Genomic DNA, 21,983 nt, shown 5'->3' on the forward strand with positions numbered 1-21,983 from the left:
GAAGATAATGATAAGATGGTCTTTCTGTAAATCAGATTGGAAGCTGTAGTCTTTACTGAAAAAGTAAATATCATGACTTCTATGGAACTGGTGAGAAAATGTCGCTTCCTGTAAATATCAAAGAACTTATCAACGGGCGCACAGTTGAGTGGGAGCGCATAGAATTTAAAAAAGGATGGAATCCTGAATCTGTTTTACATAGTATTTGCGCATTTGCCAACGATTTTAACAATTGGGGAGGAGGCTACATAATCCTAGGTATAGAGGAAAAGGATGGACTTCCTGTCCTTCCTCCCACGGGGCTTGAAAGCGGATATATCGACAGGATTCAGAAAGAGCTGCACAGCTTGTGTAATCTGCTGTACCCAGCATACTTTCCTGTTGTTGAACCCTTATATCTCCAAGAAAGGCATATTTTGATCATCTGGGTGCCCGGTGGGCAGAACCGGCCATATAAGGCTCCTATATCCCTTGGCAAGAAAAAGGAATATGCTTATTACATCAGGAGATTTTCAAAGACGGTAAAAGCTCGAGGAGATGATGAAAAGGAACTGTTGTCTATGACAGCATCAATACCTTTTGATGACAGGATCAATCACAATGCAAGCATCAATGACCTGAATCTTACCCTTATCAAAGCCCATCTCAAGGAATTGGGAAGTGACCTTCTTTTAGAAGCTGATACAATATCGTTTGCTGACCTCTGCAGAAGGATGAATATCGCAGAGGGACCGGATGAATATCTAAGACCAAAAAATGCAGGTCTCTTATTCTTCAATGACGAGCCGCACAGGTTCTTTAAGGGGGCACAGATAGATGTCGTTGAGTTCAGGGATGAGGTGGGTGACAGTTTTACCGAACGGATTTTTACAGGACCTCTTAGGCAGCAGATTGTTTCTGTTCTCGCTTATTTAAAGAACAATATTCTGGCAGAGACCGTGAGAAAGGTCCCTGATATGGCTGAAGCGATACGTTTTTTCAACTATCCGTATCAGGCTATCGAAGAATCTCTTGTCAACGCAGTATATCATAAAAGTTATGAGATAGCTGAACCTGTAGAAATAAGGATAACTCCTGACCGGATAGAGATATTGAGTTATCCAGGGCCGTTGCCACCTCTCAACAAGGACAACCTGATGGATGAGAGCATCTCATCAAGAAGATATAGGAACCGGATAATAGGGGATTTCCTTAAAGAGTTACGCCTTACAGAAGGCAGGAACACTGGATTCAGGAAGATAAGAAAAGCTCTCAGAACCAATGGCTCCCCAGAACCGGTGTTCAAGACTGATGAGGAACGAAGCTATTTCCTTACTGTTCTAAAGATTCATCCGGAGGCCCAAGTCGAGGCCCAAGTCGAGGCCCAAGTCGAGACTAAGATTGCATTGAATGAAAACCAAATAATGATACTATCTGAATGTGCCAAAAAATCACTATCTAAAAAAGAGATTGCTGAGATGCTTGGCCATTCTAATGTTTCTGGAAGCATAAAAAGATCCATGGCGGAACTTATAAAGCATGGCCTGCTGGATTACACGATACCTGAAAAACCCCGAAGCAGATTCCAGAAATACAGGACAACTAGCCTGGGACGTAAAATCATAGAGTAATCTGTTTTGGGGCAAGTTAATTAAAGAGGCCGTGTGAACGTTTTATCCTGCCTTCATAAAGTTGAGGCCACCACAAATCACATTACTAAATCTTGAATATCTATATTTTAGTTGAATTCAACATTATGTCAGTAGTTCTGAGAACATACGTCTGAGAAATATAGTTATATAGTCATGAGTGGGTATCAAGCATCTACCAAACAATATGATTAAAGTGTGCATCTTAATATGATATATTTTTAAAGTTGCAAATGAAAGTTGTACATTAAAATGTACTAAAATTCCATAGTTAACAAATATGGCATATCCATATTATTCTATCAGTTTGCCATAAACTGAGTAAACACATAAAATATTGGTATATATCGCATAAAAAAAGTCTACTTAGTTTTATCTTTATATAATGGCAACTATACCATATACAGTACATTAATTTGATTACAACATAATGCATTATATGTTAATGTTGACCTATGAAAATCATGAATAAATTATTTGCACTATTTTTATAAAAGATTAGTAATATCCTGAATCAAGGACTTTGCATGAAAGTTTTTATGTTATGTATATAACATCACAACCTCCTTTAGTTCAATCCACACATTGCAAATGTGGCACAATTCTATATACATATATATAATATAAAACGGATACAAATTGTAGACAAACCATCATAGAACTATCAGAGGAAGCATTAATGCACAATCTGTTTGAAACAATATTTAATTCAATAAATGATTCAATTATTGTTTATGATTACAATGGACGTATTTTGGAAGTAAACCAAGCTATTTGCGATAGTTTAGGATATTCTAGAGATGAATTCCTCCAGATGACTGTGTACGATATAATCCTTCCTGAATTTAGAGAGGATATGAGTAAACAGATTGCTGAAAAATTACATCAGAAAAATTGCCTCGTTGAGGGTATTTGCAAGCGTAAAGATGGTTCTTTATTGCCTATTGAACTTAACGTAACCCCCAGTACATTACATGGGAATGAAATCAAAATAGCTATTGTTAGGGATATTACAGAACGTAAACATGCTGATGAAAATCTACGTGAAAGCGAAGCCCTTTTAAGCAAAGTAGGGCAAATCGCAAAAATCGGTGGATGGCAATTTGAAACTGCATCTAATAAGCTAATTCTGACACCCGAGATCCTCCAAATATATGAAGCTGATGAAACTCATAGTACTCCTAAGGAGGCACTAGAATATTATACTGCAGGCTCAAAGGAGATACTGCAAAAAGCATTCTATAATGCACTTGAGAATAGAAAATCATACGACCTAGAGCTGGAAATAATAACAGAAAAGGGAAATCACAAGTGGGTTAGGGCAAGTGGATATCCTGAGGTAGTTAATGAAAAATTTGTAAAGATAACAGGTACATTGCAGGACATCACTGAGCGCAAAAATGCTGAGAACAAATCGTTTGAGAGTGAGAAAACATTGAGGATGTTCATAGAGCATGTACCTGCTACATTAATAGTGCTGGATAGTGATATGCGACATATAGCTGTTAGTCGTCGATGGGCTGATACAGTATCTCTTAGCGTTGAGGATATTATTGGTAAATATCATTACAATGTGATACCAGATATACCGGAACACTATAAGGACGCACATAGTCGTGCATTACAGGGAGAAGTTGTTCGCAGAGATTACGATCCCGTAGAGATGCCTGATGGGTCAACTCATTGGCATTGTTGGGAAGTAGTACCATGGAAAACAGCCGATGGTACAATAGGTGGCATAATAATCTTTTCAGAAGATGTTACTGAAAGAAAAGAAGCTGAGATTGCCCTTCAGGAAAGTGAGGCGCTTCTGAATGAAGTAGAAGTGATAACTAAAATTGCCGGATGGGAACTAGAACCGATCACATACAAATCTAAATTGACACCTGAGATGAATGTGATCTTCGAACTGGATAGTGATACTACGCTTGACAGTGAGATTGCATTGAAGTGTTTCCATCCCTCCGAATCAAGAGAGACACTTGAAAAAGCTGTATACAAACTTATTGAAGAAAGTGAACCATTTGACCTTGAACTGGAAATGGTCACTGAAAAAGGTAACCATAAATGGGTCAGATCAATTGGCAAACCAATAATTGAAGGAAACGAAATTATTAAATTTACAGGTATACTTCAGGACATCACTGAGCGCAAAAATGCTGAAGAAGCTCTTATAGAAAGTGAAGAAAGATACAAAGCACTTCATAATGCTTCCTTTGATGGTATTACCATTCACGACAAAGGTATGATACTTGACTGCAATCTGGGACTTTCTGAGATAACAGGCTACTCTTTTGATGAACTGATAGGAATTGACGGACTCCTGTTGATAGCTGAAGGTTCTAGGGAGCTGGTAAGGGGTAATATTCTTGCAGGTTATGAAGAACCATATGAAGCAGTAGGACGTCGAAAGGATGGAACTGAATACCCTATAAGACTTGAAGCGAGGAGCATACCGTACAAAGGAAAAATGGTAAGAGCCGTGGAATTTAGAGATATAACTGAGCAGAAAGAGTCTGAAAAAGCTCTTCGAGAAAGTGAAAGTAAGTTCAGGACCTATGTACAAAGTGCACCATATGCTATTTTCATTATGGATGAGCATGGAAACTATTTGGAGGTCAACAAAACAACCTGCACCATAACCGGTTATGACGAAAATGAACTCACTCAGATGAACATAAGTGATCTTATTGCTCCCGAATCATTACTAAGGGTCGGTCAGAGTCTGGATGAATTAACGACAAAAGGATATACTTCTATTGAACTGCAAATTGTACGTAAGGACGGAAGTGTCAGATGGGTCAGGGGAGATGGTGCAAAGCTTTCAGATAACAGATTCATTCTGTTTGTTAGTGATATTACTGAAAAGAAAAAGGCAGAGCACTCATTAGTAGAAGCAAAGATACTGGCAGAACACAGCAACCGCATCAAATCAGAATTCCTGGCAAATATGAGCCATGAATTGCGTACTCCACTTACTTCGGTTATAGGTTTTTCAGATATTTTACGAGAGGGAGTAGCTGGAGAGCTTACTGAAAAACAGTTTGGGTACGTAGATAATATCAATAAAGGTGGAAAGCATCTTCTTGAGATCATAAATGATATTCTTAACCTGTCAAAAACAGAAGCTGGTAAAATGGAACTGGAATGTAGAGATTTCCATGTTTCTAAAGTTATTGATGAAACTTTAGAGTCTATGTATCCGATAGCAGACAAAAAGAATATTGAGCTTAAATTGATCAACAATGTCAATGATCTAAATATTCATGCAGACAAGGTCAAATTCCAGCAGATTTTGTACAATCTTGTTAGTAATGCTATCAAATTCACTCCTGAAAACGGTGAAGTCCTTGTCATCGTAGAAAGAACAGACAATGGAATACAGGTTTTTGTTACCGATTCAGGTATTGGGATTGCGGCAGAAATGCAGGAAGAAATATTCAGTCCATTTACACAAGTAGATGCATCACACACAAGAAGGTATGGTGGCACAGGTCTTGGACTTGCTCTTGTAAAAAAGTTCGTTGAGATGCACAATGGGAATGTCTGGTTTGTAAGTGAAGTTGGAAAAGGCAGCACATTCACGTTTACGATACCGACTGCTCCAAGTGCTTGAAGGATGATATGGAGCTATTCAAAATTCAGCGACAACTACTCTTTCAGGAAATGGCTTACAGGCACCATGTTTGCTTTGATATGTGATTAATAACGTAATTCATCAGTAACTACCTCTTTTTCACATTTTGAATCTTCTACGCTCGGGAAATTCATGAATTAAATACAAAATGAGTCGTTAAAATTGACGATACATTAACAAATTCATACGGTATCCATGTTTATTTATCTATTTCCATTGAAAGAAAGCTAGTACATTAAAATGTACAAAATGGATTTGTATTGAAAAAAATATTTTAATTCTGACTATCAAACTTCCATATTTTATTCAGAAACACTTCTATAAATTAATTGCAAGTATGGTTAATATATTAATAATCACTATGTATTCGAAAGTACTGTATGTGTAAAAACGTTCACGTATCATATATATCATGTGACCTAAATTGGACATCATTCCCATTCTCTCTTTCAGCATTCCTGTCTCTTTTTCAATTGTATAATCTTTTTATACCCGTTGTATTTGTACTCTAACGCCGATGGCTATCACTATTGAAGGTACTGCATTTCCACTCGGCGAGATAAACAAAAACGGATGGGGAATCCCTTTTTCAGAAGCAGATAATGCCATCTCCTCTCTCAAAGGCTCTGTACTTCGTATATGCCCACGGAATGCACCCCACGATTGTGACTTTTCTGAAGACCCAAATGCTGAGATTGGCAGGATTGTCGATGCTTGGCGAGAAGGATCGGAGATCAAAGCAAGAGCATCGGTAACCGATTCAGTGGCTGAAAGAAAGATTCAGGATGGAACCTGGGAAAACACATGGAGTGTCTATTCTCTGGCCGATTCTATCGATGATAACTGGGCCAGCGGAGTTCAGGCCAGGTCCCTTACCCTTGTCCAGAATCCTGCATGGGATCAGGCAACCTGGAACATAGCTGCATCAGATGACGGAAAAGTAGCGGTACGTAATATTCATCAATTCAAAATCATCGCATCAGGTGATCCTGTGACAGATAACAAACACGATTCTAACAGCGGTGGAGATCCTTCACCGGACGAAAAACTTGCTGAGCTCGAAAAGGACAATGCAGCCAAAGATAAGGATATCGAAGACCTGAAGGCTGCTAAAACGGAACTTGAAACAAAGGTAGATGATCTCGAAAAGGTGGTCGCTTCATATGAAAAGGACAAGGCCACATCCGTTCCTCTGGAAAAGGTGCAGGAACTTGTGGCAAGTAAAGCCGATGAGATCGCCACTGCCAAGATAGTGGCATACAAGGAAGAGCAGAGGAGAGACAATGCAATGGAAAGCCTCACATCTGCCAGGAATAATCTGAACCTCGAGACAAAAACGGAAGATTACCAGCATCTGTCAGCATCGGATATCGAAAAGCTTGCAGAAGACCTGGGAAGCATAAAGCTCGGAGCAACGGCTGAGAATGTCAAATATCCTAGCTCAACAGGTATGGGTACCGTTGGTAGATGGGACAGCACCAAGAATGAATGGGTGGTGGAATAATGGCATACTCAGGCGTTGTGAAACCAGCAAACAAGATAGTGGCTGGCGGAAGTCCTCTGGAACAGGAACTTAAGATCGAAAATGCCACGAACATGTACCCTGGCAGGCTGGTCAAGAAAGGGACCAACGATGATTATATGGTAGTGAACACCGCAGCAGGTGCTACACTGGGATGGCTCGGATACGAGCAGACCAATCCTGCATTCATGCCCACAGATGTCGATACCATCTATGCACTGGACGACATGGCTGCTGTTCTCTATGGAGGCAGTTTCCTGATTGTTGGCAGCCTTGCATCAGGTCAGAACGTGACAAAAGGTGCACGCCTTAAGGCAGCTGCTGATGGAGAGCTTGCAGCCGGTATTGTCGGAACAGACGAGATTGTGGCAATCGCTGAGGAATCAGTGGATGCAACCTCAGCTGCTGCAGATATTGTGGTACTGAGTCTCATATGAGGTGATAAACATGACAAACGCACTCGCAACATTCTCAAAAGAAATAGACTCCTCCCTTGTCCCTGCTCTCAGGAACGCACTTATCGGAAGGAAACTGGTACATGTGACCTCGGAGAAGGGATTCGGTATAACTTCCGTTGACTGGGGTAGGATCACAGATGTCAGTGACGGATACGTATCATATGGTTTCCGTGACGGTAATGAGGATAAGATCGAAGTTTCCCTGACCAACTCAAAGATACCTGTGTACTGGAAGGACTACACGGTTGACAGACGCATTTACGAGAGCTGGCTTAGAAGCGGCATCGATGTAGATAAAGCATCTTCCATCTCTGCAGCATACAAGGCGGCAAAGGCAGAGAATGCAGCTATTATGATGGGTGTCAGCAATGACGGTACGAATTATGATATGAATGGACTTTACCAGGGTGCTGGCAACGATTATGCCGTAAGCAAGGACTTCGGAACCTATGGTAATGCCACAGATGCCTTGGCAGGTGTCTATGAGCTCATGGACGATGATGGCATTCCCGTTGACAGTCTTTCATTCAACTGGGTACTTGCAACCACACAGCGCAGGCAGCTAATGGCCAGCCGCAGTGCAAACGGTATCAAAGAAATGCCGGATATCCTGGACATGCTCAACGGTGGACAGGTATTTGGTACCAACACACTGACAGCAGGCACTGGTTTGGTCTGTCCCACGGAAAACGTAGGAGAGCCTTATGTCGATTTTTACATGACATCAGATTTCAAGACGGAACACGGTGTTGACTCAAAACACCCCGACACTGGCGATCTCAACGGTCGTGTCTACAGTGCAGGTATCCTGAGAATAAAACAGGACGTAGCTATCTGCAAGACCAGTGCAATCTGAGGTGAGAACATGGTCAAGGTCCAAGTCAACGTGAAAAATCTTGCCATCGATCTCGATGGAAAGGAGATGAAGTTCAGGCAGGGAGATATGTTCGATATTCCTGCAGAAAGAGCTGAAAGAATGGGTAATACCCTTGTGGTACTCGAAGAAGAAACGACCCCAAAAAGAAAAGCAACCGGAAAGTGAACTTAGATGCTATGCTCGGTGTCAGAAGTAAAGACAATTGTATCTCCTGAATCCGTAACGGATGATGATATACTTGCCATCATAACTCACACATCGGCAGAGATATCTCTTGAAACAGGTGCGAGTACAGAGAGCACGGAACCTGCACTGAACATAGCCTGCATACATCTCTCAGCTGCAACCGTTCTGGAACGAATGAAGTACACCGGTGAACTTGCAAAGCAGGTTAAACTGGGTTCCGAACAGCAATCTAACGATGTTGATGCCGACATACAGATGCATCGTGAGAAGGCCACTTTATACATAAACAGGCACAAGCATCGTGATTTCTCTATTCCATATGGCAGAAGTGGTATCAGAATGGTGAACAGCGAGGAATAGGAATGACCATTCATACCATTGGTCTGATCCACGAGGGCACCATCATCTCAAGGACCCAGACCGGGACAGATGAGTACGGTTCACCTGTATATACAGAAAACAGTACTTTATCCCCGTGTCGTTTTCTGGCATCCAATAATTCGGGCCAGATTGACGTGCTTGAAAGCGGGGAGCATAGTGTTTCAGAGGTTTCTGTAATACTGCCTTCTGATATTGTTGTGGAAGCAGGTGATACCATCAGCAGCACGGTTCCTGGTTATTCCCATTCTTATGAGATGGTGTCTGTCATAGCGATTACCCGGCTGTTCAACTCTACTGTTTATCATTACGAATGCAAGCTCAAGGCGGTGGAATAATGGAGATCGATTCTGACACTTATGACAAGATAATTGAAACCCACAACGATGTCAAGCACGTTCGTGCAGGCATTGACAAAATGAGCTGTCAGCTCGATGACCACGAGAAAAGAATCCGCGTACTTGAGAAGTGCTCCATTGAGGACCATGAAGAAAGGATCCGTGTGCTGGAAGAGCGTCAGAACCGCTGGCTTGGGAGGAATGCTTTCCTCGGCCTGGCAGTGGTTGTGATCCTGCAGCTGGCAGGAATAATTGTTCAGATCATCTGGTGATGACGTGTTCCAGGTAAAAGTTAAAGGAATGGAAAAGCTGCAAAAGAACCTGCAGGAACTTGGCAAGGACATTGCTGATGTCCTGGAGGGGGGGGGTGCTTGCAGGAGGAGATGTTGTTGTAAGGGCTGCCCAGGAGAATTCCAGAAAGGGTGGTGATGATTTCCCACACAGGATAACAGGTAACCTGTTCCGCAATCTTGCAGAGGTCAACCCTGTATCTGTTGAAAAGTCGAACGAAAGGTGTGAGGTGATGGTCGGTTCCACCATGAACTACGCAATGCGTCTTGAGAAGGGATTCAATGATACCGATTCCCTGGGAAGGAGATACCACCAGCAACCACGACCGTTCCTCAGACCTGCTCTGGATGAGAACACCGACGAGATCGAAAAGGCGATCAGCATCAAGCTTCAGCAAGTGATCAGGAAGTACAAATGACATCTGTTCATGGAGCTCTTCGAAATCTGCTATTGCAGGACAGTTCAGTGACAGGTCTTGTCAGCAACAGGATCTACCCATTGAGATTGCCGCTTGATTGCCAAATGCCCGCGATATCCATCCACAAGATCAGCAATCCAATTGATCACGTGACCGGTTTTGCCACTCCAAGGTATCAGTTCTCCTGCTGGTCCGGGACATATGCCCAGGTACAGCAGTTATCAGATGCCATCATCGAATGTCTGAACCGGTATAAAGGTGTGGCTGATGGGAATCCCATCAAGCAAATAGCGTACCTTGATTCGCATGATGCTATAGAGGATGGTTCTGGCATTTTTCACATTCCGATAGATTTCAAGATCATACACATGAGGTAATAATATGGCACAAACAACCGTACAGAACTCAAATGCCATCCGGTTTGGATCCGGAAAACTGGAGATAGGCACAACCATCGGATCGCTTATCAATATCGGCGCCATCCGTAATGCAGTGTTCAAGGAAGAATGGGAGGATGTCGAGGTAAAATCCGATAATGCCGGTATCGTGAAGGTTGGCATTAAGGAACATGTTGCATACATTGAATGTGACATGATGGAAGTGGACCTGGAAAACCTAAACACCATAAGAGGTGACCTGGACACATATTCCACGGTTGCAGGAACACCTGTATCTGTGACAGATGAAACACATACTCTTGAAGGCACTGATTTTGTAAAGCTCGATCATATGAATGGAGATGGGACTGAAGTTTCCAGTATTGTGGTCACCGATGCATCTGATAATGCAGCTGTCAGGAACACCGACTACGTTGTAGCAGTCGACAGCGATGGGTACACCTGCATTGCCAGGATATCAGATTCTACGGTCATCTCTGACGGTGAAGGTATCAAGGTAGATTATTCCTATACTCCCAGCTCTGCTGCCACTCTTACAAGCGGTGGTAAGACTACGATATCAGATCGTGTGGTTCGCATCACCAATACCGATGAGAACGATAAGATATTCCGCATCACACTCTACAAGGCCACGGTCAACGAAGGCCAGAACATCGAGTTCCCTGCAGACGATGGAGACGATCCTGCAATGCCACATATGAAGATGAAAGGAGTGCTGGATGTTAGCAGAACAGCAGGTGACCAGCTGTATGAGATCTACGATGAGCAGGGGGTCTGAACATGAGCTCTGATATCATGAAGGATTTCGATACTATTGCACCAGTGAAGCGTGTTGCAAGGATAGGAGGAGAAGAAGTTGATGTTTCAGTATTCTCAACACGTGCAACCCTGAAGCTCATCGATATGACAGACTCTCCGGAGAAGATACAAAATCTTGAGAACGGCAAGAACATCGAGAGTTTTGTCGAGGTGGTTGCAACTGCCTGTCAGCGTTCGAATCCAAAGATAACTGCGGACTGGCTCATGGATAATGTGGACATGTTCACTCTCGTTGAGTTCTCGAAATTTGTCCTGGAGCCGATCATCCAAAAACTGGAGGAGATCAAGCCTGCAGAGGATACTGAAAAAAACTGTCAGTGACCATCGGGGACATATTTGCCCAGATGGGAATTATGTATTCCTGGGCCAGTCCTGACCATCTTCTGGACCAAATGTCCACTGACCAGGTCATGCTCTATTACGAAAAAGGAATCCATGCAGTTGAGATGCAGGCCAGGGTTTTCTGGGGTGTGCTTGGAGAGGCTTTGAATGGACAGGAAAATGTGTCAGAAACGGATTCTGGCGATAAACCAGACCTAAAACGATTCTACGAGCTGTACGGTAACAAGATAAAAAGAGGTTGATATGACTTCCATCGGTGAACTCATTGTTTCGATCATCGGAGATGTGAGCCAGATCAAGAAGGCATTTGATGAGGTGAGTTCACAGGCCAGCCAGATGGGAAAGAAGTTTCAGGAAACTGGCAAACAGATGACATCTGCCGGAAAAACGCTCTCTGCATATGTTACAGCTCCTGTCCTGGGACTTGGAGCCGTGGCATTCCATACAGCTTCCTCTTTCGATGATTCCATGAGAAAGGTCAAAGCCATCTCTGGAGCTACAGGTGAGGAGTTTAAGCAGATGACAGACCTTGCCAGAGAACTTGGCCGAACGACCCGTTTCTCTGCAAGTGAAGCTGCCGAAGGTATGCAGTATCTTGCGATGGCGGGTTTCTCCACTTCAGAGGTAATGGAATCCATCGACTATATGCTTAGCCTTGCTGCAGCAGGAGCCATTGACCTTGGTACTGCTTCAGATATCGCATCAAATGTGCTTACTGGTTTTAATCTGCAGGCGAGTGAAGCCGGAAGGGTAGCAGATGTCCTTGCCAAAGCATCTGCTTCCTCTAACACCGATATTACTCAACTTGGACAGGCAATGTCCTATGTTGCTCCCCTTGCTGCTGCAATGGGGATATCCATGGAAGAGACTGCTGCCATCATCGGAAAAATGTCAGATGCAGGTGTTCAAGGAAGCCGAGCTGGTACTGCACTACGAGGTGCTTTGACACGGCTTGCAGATCCAACAGCTGAAGTTGCCGGAGTGCTGGAGAAATACCAGCTAACCCTCGCAGACGTGGATCCCACCACACAGTCTTTCACAGACATCATTGGAACACTAAGCAAAGTTGGTCTGTCCACAGCAGATGCCATGTCACTCTTTGGACAGGAAGCAGGGCCTGGTATGGTTGCATTGTTATCCGTAGGGTCAGATGCCATCTATGATCAAACAAAATTGCTCGAGAACTCTGCTGGTGCTGCAGCTAAAATGGCAGAGGAAATGGAAGGTGGACCAGGAGGAGCTATACGTGAGCTTAAATCTGCACTTCAAGATGTCATGATAACCTTCGGAGATGTAGTTGCCGATGGGCTCATGCCACTGGTCAGTGCCTTCATTGAGATTCTCAACGTTGTATCTGGAATTCCAAAACCGATACTCAAGGTCATTGTAGCAGTAGCAGCCATAGCTGCAGCCATTGGACCAGTGCTGATTGTAGCAGGTTCTGCTATAGGTGCTATCGGAACAATAACAACCTTTCTCGGTGGTGCCGGTCTGGCTGGAGCTTTGAGTGGTTTGGTTGCAGTCATTACAGGTCCTGTGGGAATTGCAATTGCTGCTCTTGCACTGGGTGCTATTCTGATATGGAAGAGCTGGGACAAAGTATCTCCAGTGGTTATGGATACACTGGAAAACATCCGTACTGCGGTTGAACCGCTCATTTCCATTGTACAGGACTTTGTGTCAAATGCTATGAACAGAATAAGTGATTGGTGGACAGAGAATGGAGATACGATCACATCTGCTGTGGCTGTTATAACAACTGCTCTCGGGACATTGGTCTCATACATTGCAGACTATGTAGTCGATAATGTGATGGTCTGGATGCCACTGGTTCTGAAAACATTTGAATACGTTCTTGGCCAGATACTCAACCTAATTCTATTATTTGCACAAATACTCACGGGAGATTGGGCAGGTGCATGGCAGACATTGCAGAATATTGCCAAGAATAGTATGGATTTCTTGTATTCCATAATATCGAGTGCATTGGAGCCTATACTTTCGATATTCTCATCAGCTGGCAGCAGTTTCTATAAATCAGGAAAGGACCTGATACAGAACTTCATCAACGGAATAAAGTCGATGGTAAATCCGTTGACATCTACGGTCTCAGACGTATTTTCCGGCATTTCCAGATACCTCCCTCATAGTCCCGCAGAAGTTGGGCCATTATCCGAGTTACCAAACTGGGATGCGTTCTTTGTATCTCCACTCAAAAACTCCATAGGAAAGATGGATGGAATGCTGGCATCGGGTTTAACCAATGTAGCTGGATCTTTCTCTACAAGCACAAGTACCACTAATAATACATATGCAGGAGATGAGTTCGTGGTCCAGAATGTCAACCTCTCTGCAGATTACCCCTTCGAGAAGTTTGTCCATGACTTGGAGAAATACAACAGGCAAAAACGTGTTCAACGGGGGTATGGCATATGATTGTCACTTTCGATGGTTCACCTGTATCTGTGATAAGGGATACGGAAATTTCGGTTGATTCTCCTTTCAAGGAAACTACCTTGCTTTCCGGGAAAACGTACATTCAGGCATCTCCTGAGCAGAAGTTTGCCAGGACGTTTGAGTGCTACACAGAGGTTTTTTCCGAGATATCCACACTGCTGGGAAAACTCGGCTCATCGGGTACACTGGTAATTGACTCAGATTCGTACACTAGCTGCTACATTGTTCCTCCGCTCAAGTATAAGGAACTGATCATGGGTAGTGGAAAGTATACGTACACAATCAGTTTTGGGAGGCATACTGCATAATGGTTGATTTGAACGCATATCCTCTTGAATCCCTGAAAGTTTCAAAAACCATCAAGGACGCTTTCTGGCAACTGGAATCACATATAGTAGATGTTTCCATCCCGGTCAACTATTCAGATGTGCTTATTGAGCTGGAAGACCAATCCGGGAACAACAAAGCAGTGTTTTGTGGCATCACGGCCCCGGATGAATCATATGATCTGAAACTGGTGGAAGAAGCAGTTGACATATATGCCTATGACCTCCGCTGGTTCTTATCTCGCCAGTTTGTGCCCGAGTCACAACTGGTACTGGCCGATACAGATAGTATCATCGTCTATATCGAGGACTTGTTTGGTGGAAGCAACTGGGCCACAGTGACAGGCGTGGAACCATACAAGATACGTTCTCCCGGTTCTGCTATTACAAAAAAGGAATTCATCTTCAATCCAGATACTTCAAAACTGGATGCCATCGCAGAGATTGCAGACTACTATAATTGTATTTTCGAGATCAAGTGGCGAAATGCAGGAACCGAACAATCACCAAATTGGATTACCAGTGCATATTTCATCAGGTCAGGAGAGATCGATGATGATACAGATGGTCTGGACCTGCCATTGCCTGCAGTACTTGAGAAAACGGACAATGATATTCTTGAGATCACGGTGGCTAACTCCTCCGATGATAAGTACAACAGAATCATCGCCAAGGGGTGCGATTCCTCCGGCAATTGGTACACTGGAGTAGTGGAAAGTTCCAATGTCACAAATGGAACAGCGAAGCCCAGAGAGTACATGGAATACCCTTCTCCATACGTCACCAGCCAGGCCAGTGCAGACCAGCGTGCTTCTGAGCTTTACGCTTTATTCAATTTTCCTGTAAAGAGGATTTCTGCAACCCTTACAAAAAGACATGATCTTGAACTGTATCAGCTTGTCAAGTTCGATGGCTGGACCGAATATACAGATGTACTTTACACAGTAGGTATAACCGGGGTCAACTGGGTAAGGATAGTTGAGATTTCTCACGTAAAAACCGCCACATCCTCTGAAGTGCACATTGTTTGTGTTCCGGACAGGGACCTGAGCCACAGCAGACTGAAAGGCTACTCGGTGTCACCCAATAGCGTGGACATTACGGAATCTATCATTATGGACGTGCTAGCATCGCAAGCATCCACAGAAATCGGTGTGGCTACACTCCCTGAATCTGGGTCCACGGCATCTGTTGCATTGAACAGGGGAGGTACGATAACTGCAAAGGTGCTTGGTTCTGATGAGAGTATTGTTCTACCCATCAACAATGAGCGTGTTATTGTATCTGGTGGAGGAGGTGGTTTCAGTAACCCTGCAGAAGAGGATCTGGATATGAACGGATTTAAGGTGAAGACATCCAGCACAGGCAAAGATCTGGTATTCGAAGTACCAACTGGACAGAAGATAGTCTTCACAAGGAGCACTGAAGAATGAGCGTAGGCAAGATAACAAGCTCACAGCAGGACATGGTCTACGTCAAGGTCAGACCAGAGACTGGAGTGGAACTAGAAACAAGGACAGGCGGTACAGCAGCATGGGATGAAACCACAACCAGCTTTGGCCAAGCGTTCACGGCAGAACACTATTTTGGTCGCATCAAAATAGTGGTACACGATGCGGGTGGGAAGAATTTAGTAGCAAGACTCTACGATTCTCCGGCAAAGGGAGTGAAATATGTCGAGACTATCTTCAAGGAAGTTGACCAGGAACAGGTGCTTCACTGGATATTTGATCCAATGGCACCAGGCAGCTACTACTGGGAACTGGAGATATGGAGCAGCAATGATCCAACATTCAGGCTCAAGACCTACGATGGTTCTACTTTTAGCGGGGCTTACGAGGATGGAAGTGTGCTGTCCGGCAAGTCATTTATGAGTAAGATCGTGTACTGCGAGGACACAGAAGTAGAAAGGCAAGTAGCGATGACAGGAGATACGGTGGACAGTGGGACGACCACGGTAAAATCAGGTTCTCCATTAGGGCAGATAAACACGGGAACAGTAGTAGGGAACATATCACGTGAGGGTGATGAATTGAACAATGGAGGAACGATTTTGAACGGATCATGGTTCGTGGAGGTGGATGATTAATGGCAGGAACGTTTTACAGTGGAGCAAAGGTGCTTGCAGACTTGATAGATGAGATAGCTGACAAGCTAATAGCAGAAGGCTGGACGGATGGAGACACAACATGGGACACCACGGACAGGACGGTAGGTGCAAATAACGCAAGAAGGTGTCTGTACCACTCCACAGATGACATATATCTGACCCTGGAATGCCATGACCAACCATATTGGGTATATAGTACATCATACCAGGCAAAAGGATTGAGGATTGCATTTCATTCAACGTGGGATTCGGTGAACCACACATACCCGAACATGGACTATCATACCTACATTCCATTCTTTGGAAGAAGCAGCACAACGCCAGTGACTAACTGTTTCTCGACTCAGCTAACATATTATTGTTGGGTGGATTCTACAGGATTTGTATTGATGGCAAGACCTGAAGCGAACTCAACTGATAACTTGCAGGTTTCAGCAATTACTGTGGTAGAAAGGATTGCCAGTAAAGAATACAGTGATGGCTTGACGAATTTCTACAACTATACGAAGTTGAATTACGAAGGCTGGAGGAACACTGCCGGGAACTCTCTTGGAAGATGTCATAACATGTGCAGGCCATTCACTTATACAAATTCCTGGAGCACCGAAGGCATCCAGTTCTGGCACGCTGATTATCATGCGTTCAAGAGCGATGGGAACGGGAAGGTCTACTATGCAAAGCCCCTGATATTCAACGACCAGGCAGAGACAATGCCCATAGGTCAGAGCGAACTGTTCTTTATGTTCTCAGAAGGTGGCGGCCTTGTGGATGGTGATGTAGTAGCGATAGATGGAGCTACAACGAAGTTCCTGTGTATAGGAATGGACTCCCCAGACAACACAGGCAGGGTAAACTACGCAATAAAGTATGTAGAGTGAGGTGGAAAAATGGGATTTACAAGTGGAGCAAAAGTATTACCTGACATCGTGGATGAGATCGCTGATGCATTGATTGCATCTTCTGTGAACTGGGTAGAAGGAGATGCGACCTAGGATACAACTGATCGGAGCACAGAAGCTACGTTGGCTAGAAGATGCTTAAAATATACAGGAGATTCAGCAGACATCTGGATGACGCTGGAAGTTCATAACTACAAGACAAGTGAAGCCATAAGGTATCAGGGAAATGATACTGGTGCACAGGGATTAAGGGTTACGTTTACATCAATTTGGGACTCTATAAACCATACCTGGGGAGACACGAAATTCCAGACATTTATTGGATTTGAGGGAAGGGACTGGTCTTATGATATGTACACCGACATGGCAACCCTTCAGATAAATTATTGGCTGTGGGTGGATTCTACAGGGTTTGTGGTAATGGGCAAACCAGAACCTTCAAGCAACGACAGGCAGTCAAGTTTCATCTGTGTAATGGAGCACATGGGCACCAAAGAATATTCTGATGGCCTCACTAATTTCTATTGTTATACTACCAGAAACGCATGGTGGGCAGGTACTGGGGAACACTCTGGATTGGAAAATTACAGGATGACCAGGCCATTCTCATTCCAGGACAGGGATGAAAACGATGGCATACAGTTCTACTATGACACGCCATACGCTCGGAAAAGCAACGGGAACGGGAAAGTCTATTTCATGAAGCCTGTGATACACAATACAGCGAACAACAAGACTCCGATATATCAGTCGGAGCTGTTTTTCAGGTTATCCATAGATGCAGGACTGGTGGACGGGGACGTGATAGCCATAGATGGAGCAACGACGAAGTTTCTGTGTAAGATGCTCACATCTCCGGACCATTCAAATGTGCTGGCGTTCGCTATGAAATACGTGGCATGAGGTGAAGCATGGCATTTGATGCTGTCGTGTTCGGAACTTATGTTGTGGGCACAGGATTCACTGTGGGAGATTCAATATCTTCAGGCGGATTCAGGTGTTTCATAGTGCCACAGGCCACAATAGGCGATGCGCCTCTGGATGTGACTATTACTTATGTAGACCAGTTTGGTAATTCACAAACAGCAGACGTTAGCACTTCAGTAGAAGCCTATAAGACATCAGGCAGTCACATAGAAATTGCTCTCAATGCAGGTGATACAGGGATCCGGAGTGTATCGGCAGTATCAGTGACAGGCGGGACAACTGGTGATGAGTTCACGCTTGAGAGCTGGAATGAAGGGTTAGGTGGTTCCCTTGCATTGGAGTCATCAGATGCAAGCCAGCCGGATTCAAATACAGGACTGATTGGTGTAAGGGAATTTTCACCGGCCATGCTGCTGGAAGAGGAAACAGAGAATGACCTGATATTCACAGAAGGAGTCACTACGTTAAACGTGGACTATGATGGCGATATGTTCATGCTCCAGACAGAGCAGATCGACATCTATCCAGAGAACTCATCCCACGTAGATACAGATGATGGATTCCTGCCAGGTATGTTTACTCTGGATAATTCTACAATGAGCATGAAACTGGACCTGGCCGACGAGAGTGATTACAACAAGGTGGATGAGACCTACATGAACAAAGGGTTTGAGATAATCGCATCCGGCTTTATCCAGATAACCTTTGACTATGATGTAGTGCTGAATTCATCGTACTTCATTGCAGAGCTTGTGGACAGTGAAGGTACTGTGAAGTGGAGCAAGACAGGGACAGCTCCTGGCACTGGCCATGTGGTTACCTTTGTAGACGATTACTGTGTATTCCGGGTCAGGTGCATTGCTCCGAATTCTCCTTCGGTCTGGACTTCGCCTGTGGATCCTTGGGACAACCACATGTACATAGGCAACGTGGTGCTGGACAGGTACAAGACTTCAGGCTACATTGAGCAGACGGTTTACAAGTACAAGGAATTCATGAAAGCCTTGAGGATAATAGATCTTGGCTATACACTGGGCACAGCTGATACACAAGTGAAGGCTCAAATCGATGTAGGTGACAGTCTGGCATCCACGTCAGGATTTGTAGGTCCGGACGGGACATCGAGCACTTATTATACAGACAACAAAGGGAAAATATGGACAGGAGCGGCTGCTGGCAAATACTGGAGAACGAAAGTATGGTTAACCGGTGACGGAAAGTACACTCCTTCATTTGACTTTATCCGGTATTATTTCGACATGTGGATAAAGCACAGATTGCTCAGTTTCCCGGACACGGACCCCGCAACAGTGCTGGTCCCGGTTGATTTTCATCCACTGGTAATAGAGAGTTCACAGGCCAATCAACCGGACAGTCAATTCTTTTATTGGTCTAAAAACGAGATGCTGCACTCGGCTCTAACGACAGACATAGAGGTGTCATTGGAGCACACCGCAGACGTGGACAACAAGACTGGTGAGATTGGCCTGAGCACATACAGGATTAACAAAGAAGTGTTTGATGCTACAGATTTTGTATATGGCTGCATCACAAGCGGAGTGGTGTTCAATAACAATACCTTTGAACTAGAGAAAGAGGAAATTGAACCGAACTATTCAACAGAAATTGATGAGGATGACGGGTTCCTGTCGTGCAATGGCACCGTTGATGCAGGCAATAAAGAGCTGAAAATAGATCTGTTGGCAGACACTACATACACGGTGATAGATAGTAACTATCCGAATCATGGCTTCATATGGCAAGAATCAGGTTTTCTATCAGTTGAGTTTGATTATGATGTGAATATCAACTCGAGTTACTTCATACTGGAGCTTCTGGATGCAGATGGAACTGTGGTGTGGTCAAAGAACGGAGTAACAAGTGGGACAGGTCAGGTGGTCGCTATGACTACGACCAAGTTGCACTTCAGGATCAGGTGTAAGGCAAATTACACGACACCGACAGAATACTCAGAAGGCATAACAGTAAGCAATATCAAGATAACCCGGTATCCGTTAACTGGATTAATTGAGATGCCCTGGTATCTGTGGAAGGAGCATAACAAGTCCCTGGACCTGTTCTATTTGTCAATTACAGAAGCATCAGGCTGTGACACAAGGGCACAGATTTATATCAGTGATGACCAAAACGGAACACCGAACTCAGGCTGGATCGGGCCGGACGGCACAAGTTCCACGTCCTATGGTGCAGGTTACAAGGTCATGAATAACGCAGGCTATCAGGGGAAATACTACAAGCTGAAGATAATGTTCAGCTCAGATGGTATGCACACACCGATATTCCATAAAATAGAGATACTGGAGACCGTCTATTTCTATCTCCGGCTCCTGCCTTTGTCAACATCATGGTCAGAATCGACCGTAGGAGTGGTTATGTCTGGCTATGTTATAGATCAGAATGGCGACCCGATACAAAACGGAACAAAAGTGATCCTTGAGAGCACATACGTGTTTGGAAGGGATACGATGGGTGCAGTGAATTCAGACACAGGCTTCTATCAGGTATTTGTAAAGGATGCCTATTACGACAAGAGGCACCTGATATTACAGGTAGCAGGCAAGACTACGAACCTGTCCCTTCAGGGATATGGAACACCAGAAGCAGCGGATGCCACTACAGGGAACCCGACAAACCAGGACCTGCAGTTCTGGAAGGCACCACTATGCAAGTCCGTGGCCCATGTTGATTCACTCGTCACTTATTGAGGTTGAAGCGCTATCATACAATGCTTCCTTCAATTTCCCCAAATAGCTCTGTAATTCCTGAGCATCCTTTGGATCTTTTGCACCAATCTCAAGAAGCAATTGCATACCCAGTTGTTGCATTCCATCGATATTTGTTGCTGCAGCTGCATTAAGAGCCATTCCACAACTGCTGCAGAAATCAGATGTTGGACCGTTCGTGGTCTTGCAACGAGAGCATTTTCGAGGAGTAAGCTCCGAAACCTTATCCTGCTTTTCCTTCTGTCCATAGTGTTCAAGAATAGTGTTGTCAACCTGAGCACCCTGAAGATGAAGATATGTTCCAGACATCCTTGTCCCGTGCTTCCATCCCATATGCATCTCAAGCTGTGCCTGTGACATGAAGCCTGCATAATCGGTTGCTCGGGAATGTCGAAAAAGATGGTTGTAAACCCTCTTCTTAATACCCGCTTTCTTTGCTGTCCTTTTAATCACCATTCGGATAGCTCCATACTTCATTTCCTTTCCGAAGTTTCTGTGACCAATGTTCACCCATAATGGAGCATCTGGGTCGTCTCTAAGAGGATGAATGTCCAGCCATTTGGCAATGTACGGTGCACTGAAAACCAATCTCACTCTTCTCATGCCAGTTTTCCCTTTAACCATCACAAAAGCACCAACTTCATCGAAGACAACGTGCTTTATTTTTGCTTCACCGATTTCACCCACACGAGCTCCTGCATCATACCAGCTTGCAGCAATTGCTTTATCTCGTGGGTGGTTGGCACAGTCAATCATACTCATACACTCCTCTTCTGTAAGTAGTTCCTCTGGGAGCATTTGATCCGATTGTTTGATAGGGGTCTTAATCCACTCGGTCATTTCTGGTTCTTTCCCACCATTGAGCCAGCGGAAGAAACGTTTGATTGTGACTTTATATCCCTGTTTAGTCCATGGCTTCTTATCAGATCTTTCCAGCTCTGCCAAAAAGCGATACATATCGCTCATTGTAATCTCATCGAAATCCTTGTCAAAATTCTTGCTGAGTATGTTCAATTGACTAAGGTATTTGAGAATTCTTGCATCGGAAAGACCCTCTGCGTACAATACGTTCACAAAAGCAAAAATAGTGTCCTTGTTCTTTTGTGAATAATCTGCTTCTATTATCCTTTGTTCAGCAGTTTGAATACTTTTCTTATAGTTGTACAGTCCCATATCCACTACTTCCTCTTCCCAGCATATATTATGAAAATAAGCAGGGTGAAAGTGT

The 21,983-nt window shown here is 44.0% G+C and carries 22 protein-coding genes; 21 read left to right on the forward strand and 1 reads right to left on the reverse strand.

The genetic code is table 11. From position 1 onward, the window contains the following. The first annotated feature begins 98 nt into the window (after positions 1-98). The 21 genes from FKV42_RS08690 (at position 99) to FKV42_RS08790 (ending at position 20,737) form a co-directional block, all read left to right on the forward strand. On the forward strand, positions 99-1,610 hold the full coding sequence (locus tag FKV42_RS08690; RefSeq protein WP_154809828.1) for an ATP-binding protein: 1,512 nt from the start codon (positions 99-101) through the stop codon (positions 1,608-1,610). A 697-nt stretch (positions 1,611-2,307) separates the two neighbouring features. Beyond that, positions 2,308-5,244: a PAS domain-containing protein gene (locus tag FKV42_RS08695; protein WP_154809829.1), complete on the forward strand. Its 2,937-nt coding sequence runs from the start codon at positions 2,308-2,310 to the stop codon at positions 5,242-5,244. Between the two features lie 538 nt (positions 5,245-5,782). Continuing rightward, positions 5,783-6,769, forward strand: a complete 987-nt coding sequence (locus FKV42_RS08700) for a hypothetical protein (protein WP_154809830.1) — start codon at positions 5,783-5,785, stop codon at positions 6,767-6,769. After that, positions 6,769-7,224, forward strand: a complete 456-nt coding sequence (locus tag FKV42_RS08705; RefSeq protein ID WP_154809831.1) for a structural cement protein Gp24 — start codon at positions 6,769-6,771, stop codon at positions 7,222-7,224. The genes FKV42_RS08700 and FKV42_RS08705 overlap by 1 nt, the downstream gene beginning before the upstream one ends. 10 nt (positions 7,225-7,234) lie before the next feature. Continuing rightward, complete coding sequence (locus FKV42_RS08710) at positions 7,235-8,101, forward strand: encapsulin (protein WP_154809832.1); 867 nt, start codon at positions 7,235-7,237, stop codon at positions 8,099-8,101. A gap of 9 nt (positions 8,102-8,110) precedes the next feature. After that, positions 8,111-8,287, forward strand: a complete 177-nt coding sequence (locus tag FKV42_RS08715) for a hypothetical protein (protein ID WP_154809833.1) — start codon at positions 8,111-8,113, stop codon at positions 8,285-8,287. 6 nt (positions 8,288-8,293) lie between these two features. Further along, positions 8,294-8,668: a hypothetical protein gene (locus tag FKV42_RS08720; protein ID WP_154809834.1), complete on the forward strand. Its 375-nt coding sequence runs from the start codon at positions 8,294-8,296 to the stop codon at positions 8,666-8,668. A 2-nt stretch (positions 8,669-8,670) separates the two neighbouring features. Continuing rightward, positions 8,671-9,024, forward strand: coding sequence for a hypothetical protein (locus tag FKV42_RS08725; RefSeq protein ID WP_154809835.1), 354 nt, complete (start codon positions 8,671-8,673; stop codon positions 9,022-9,024). Continuing rightward, positions 9,024-9,296: a hypothetical protein gene (locus FKV42_RS08730; RefSeq protein ID WP_154809836.1), complete on the forward strand. Its 273-nt coding sequence runs from the start codon at positions 9,024-9,026 to the stop codon at positions 9,294-9,296. The genes FKV42_RS08725 and FKV42_RS08730 overlap by 1 nt, the downstream gene beginning before the upstream one ends. Before the next feature lie 77 nt (positions 9,297-9,373). After that, positions 9,374-9,733, forward strand: coding sequence for an HK97-gp10 family putative phage morphogenesis protein (locus tag FKV42_RS08735; protein ID WP_154809837.1), 360 nt, complete (start codon positions 9,374-9,376; stop codon positions 9,731-9,733). Continuing rightward, complete coding sequence (gene gp17, locus FKV42_RS08740) at positions 9,730-10,110, forward strand: tail completion protein gp17 (RefSeq protein ID WP_154809838.1); 381 nt, start codon at positions 9,730-9,732, stop codon at positions 10,108-10,110. Before FKV42_RS08735 ends, gp17 begins: the two co-directional genes overlap by 4 nt. 4 nt (positions 10,111-10,114) lie before the next feature. Next, positions 10,115-10,909, forward strand: coding sequence for a hypothetical protein (locus FKV42_RS08745; RefSeq protein ID WP_154809839.1), 795 nt, complete (start codon positions 10,115-10,117; stop codon positions 10,907-10,909). A gap of 2 nt (positions 10,910-10,911) precedes the next feature. After that, complete coding sequence (locus FKV42_RS08750; protein WP_154809840.1) at positions 10,912-11,271, forward strand: hypothetical protein; 360 nt, start codon at positions 10,912-10,914, stop codon at positions 11,269-11,271. Next, positions 11,268-11,534, forward strand: coding sequence for a hypothetical protein (locus tag FKV42_RS08755; RefSeq protein WP_154809841.1), 267 nt, complete (start codon positions 11,268-11,270; stop codon positions 11,532-11,534). Before FKV42_RS08750 ends, FKV42_RS08755 begins: the two co-directional genes overlap by 4 nt. Before the next feature lies 1 nt (position 11,535). Beyond that, complete coding sequence (locus FKV42_RS08760; protein ID WP_154809842.1) at positions 11,536-13,728, forward strand: phage tail tape measure protein; 2,193 nt, start codon at positions 11,536-11,538, stop codon at positions 13,726-13,728. After that, the gene (locus FKV42_RS08765) at positions 13,725-14,057 is read left to right on the forward strand and encodes a hypothetical protein (protein ID WP_154809843.1); all 333 of its coding nucleotides are present in this window, start codon (positions 13,725-13,727) and stop codon (positions 14,055-14,057) included. Before FKV42_RS08760 ends, FKV42_RS08765 begins: the two co-directional genes overlap by 4 nt. After that, the gene (locus FKV42_RS08770; RefSeq protein ID WP_154809844.1) at positions 14,057-15,508 is read left to right on the forward strand and encodes a hypothetical protein; all 1,452 of its coding nucleotides are present in this window, start codon (positions 14,057-14,059) and stop codon (positions 15,506-15,508) included. Before FKV42_RS08765 ends, FKV42_RS08770 begins: the two co-directional genes overlap by 1 nt. Continuing rightward, complete coding sequence (locus FKV42_RS08775; RefSeq protein WP_154809845.1) at positions 15,505-16,164, forward strand: hypothetical protein; 660 nt, start codon at positions 15,505-15,507, stop codon at positions 16,162-16,164. Before FKV42_RS08770 ends, FKV42_RS08775 begins: the two co-directional genes overlap by 4 nt. Next, entirely contained in the window at positions 16,164-17,063 is a 900-nt protein-coding gene (locus tag FKV42_RS08780; RefSeq protein WP_154809846.1) for a hypothetical protein, read from the forward strand. The genes FKV42_RS08775 and FKV42_RS08780 overlap by 1 nt, the downstream gene beginning before the upstream one ends. Positions 17,064-17,207: 144 nt before the next feature. Beyond that, positions 17,208-17,987 carry a hypothetical protein gene (locus FKV42_RS08785; RefSeq protein ID WP_154809847.1) on the forward strand — a complete coding sequence of 260 codons (780 nt, stop codon included), beginning with the start codon at positions 17,208-17,210 and terminating at the stop codon, positions 17,985-17,987. Positions 17,988-17,995: 8 nt separating this feature from the next. Continuing rightward, positions 17,996-20,737: a hypothetical protein gene (locus tag FKV42_RS08790; protein WP_154809848.1), complete on the forward strand. Its 2,742-nt coding sequence runs from the start codon at positions 17,996-17,998 to the stop codon at positions 20,735-20,737. On the opposite strand, the gene FKV42_RS08795 is transcribed toward FKV42_RS08790, so the two are convergent. Further along, positions 20,720-21,928 (reverse strand): tyrosine-type recombinase/integrase, encoded by a 1,209-nt coding sequence (locus tag FKV42_RS08795; RefSeq protein WP_154809849.1) that lies wholly within the window; start codon positions 21,926-21,928, stop codon positions 20,720-20,722. The two genes, FKV42_RS08790 and FKV42_RS08795, sit on opposite strands and share 18 nt — an antisense overlap. Positions 21,929-21,983: the final 55 nt, after the last annotated feature.

The sequence above is a fragment of the Methanolobus vulcani genome (assembly GCF_006546655.1).
Lineage (GTDB): Archaea > Halobacteriota > Methanosarcinia > Methanosarcinales > Methanosarcinaceae > Methanolobus > Methanolobus vulcani_A.

Excerpts from the sequence above, each read along its gene's own strand:
- FKV42_RS08690 (WP_154809828.1), top strand. The coding sequence starts at position 99 with ATGTCGCTTCCTGTAAATATCAAAGAACTTATCAACGGGCGCACAGTT.
- FKV42_RS08695 (WP_154809829.1), top strand. The coding sequence starts at position 2,308 with ATGCACAATCTGTTTGAAACAATATTTAATTCAATAAATGATTCAATT.
- FKV42_RS08700 (WP_154809830.1), top strand. The coding sequence starts at position 5,783 with ATGGCTATCACTATTGAAGGTACTGCATTTCCACTCGGCGAGATAAAC.
- FKV42_RS08705 (WP_154809831.1), top strand. The coding sequence starts at position 6,769 with ATGGCATACTCAGGCGTTGTGAAACCAGCAAACAAGATAGTGGCTGGC.
- FKV42_RS08710 (WP_154809832.1), top strand. The coding sequence starts at position 7,235 with ATGACAAACGCACTCGCAACATTCTCAAAAGAAATAGACTCCTCCCTT.
- FKV42_RS08715 (WP_154809833.1), top strand. The coding sequence starts at position 8,111 with ATGGTCAAGGTCCAAGTCAACGTGAAAAATCTTGCCATCGATCTCGAT.
- FKV42_RS08720 (WP_154809834.1), top strand. The coding sequence starts at position 8,294 with ATGCTATGCTCGGTGTCAGAAGTAAAGACAATTGTATCTCCTGAATCC.
- FKV42_RS08725 (WP_154809835.1), top strand. The coding sequence starts at position 8,671 with ATGACCATTCATACCATTGGTCTGATCCACGAGGGCACCATCATCTCA.
- FKV42_RS08730 (WP_154809836.1), top strand. The coding sequence starts at position 9,024 with ATGGAGATCGATTCTGACACTTATGACAAGATAATTGAAACCCACAAC.
- FKV42_RS08735 (WP_154809837.1), top strand. The coding sequence starts at position 9,374 with ATGTCCTGGAGGGGGGGGGTGCTTGCAGGAGGAGATGTTGTTGTAAGG.
- gp17 (WP_154809838.1), top strand. The coding sequence starts at position 9,730 with ATGACATCTGTTCATGGAGCTCTTCGAAATCTGCTATTGCAGGACAGT.
- FKV42_RS08745 (WP_154809839.1), top strand. The coding sequence starts at position 10,115 with ATGGCACAAACAACCGTACAGAACTCAAATGCCATCCGGTTTGGATCC.
- FKV42_RS08750 (WP_154809840.1), top strand. The coding sequence starts at position 10,912 with ATGAGCTCTGATATCATGAAGGATTTCGATACTATTGCACCAGTGAAG.
- FKV42_RS08760 (WP_154809842.1), top strand. The coding sequence starts at position 11,536 with ATGACTTCCATCGGTGAACTCATTGTTTCGATCATCGGAGATGTGAGC.
- FKV42_RS08765 (WP_154809843.1), top strand. The coding sequence starts at position 13,725 with ATGATTGTCACTTTCGATGGTTCACCTGTATCTGTGATAAGGGATACG.
- FKV42_RS08770 (WP_154809844.1), top strand. The coding sequence starts at position 14,057 with ATGGTTGATTTGAACGCATATCCTCTTGAATCCCTGAAAGTTTCAAAA.
- FKV42_RS08775 (WP_154809845.1), top strand. The coding sequence starts at position 15,505 with ATGAGCGTAGGCAAGATAACAAGCTCACAGCAGGACATGGTCTACGTC.
- FKV42_RS08780 (WP_154809846.1), top strand. The coding sequence starts at position 16,164 with ATGGCAGGAACGTTTTACAGTGGAGCAAAGGTGCTTGCAGACTTGATA.
- FKV42_RS08790 (WP_154809848.1), top strand. The coding sequence starts at position 17,996 with ATGGCATTTGATGCTGTCGTGTTCGGAACTTATGTTGTGGGCACAGGA.
- FKV42_RS08795 (WP_154809849.1), bottom strand. The coding sequence starts at position 21,928 with ATGGGACTGTACAACTATAAGAAAAGTATTCAAACTGCTGAACAAAGG.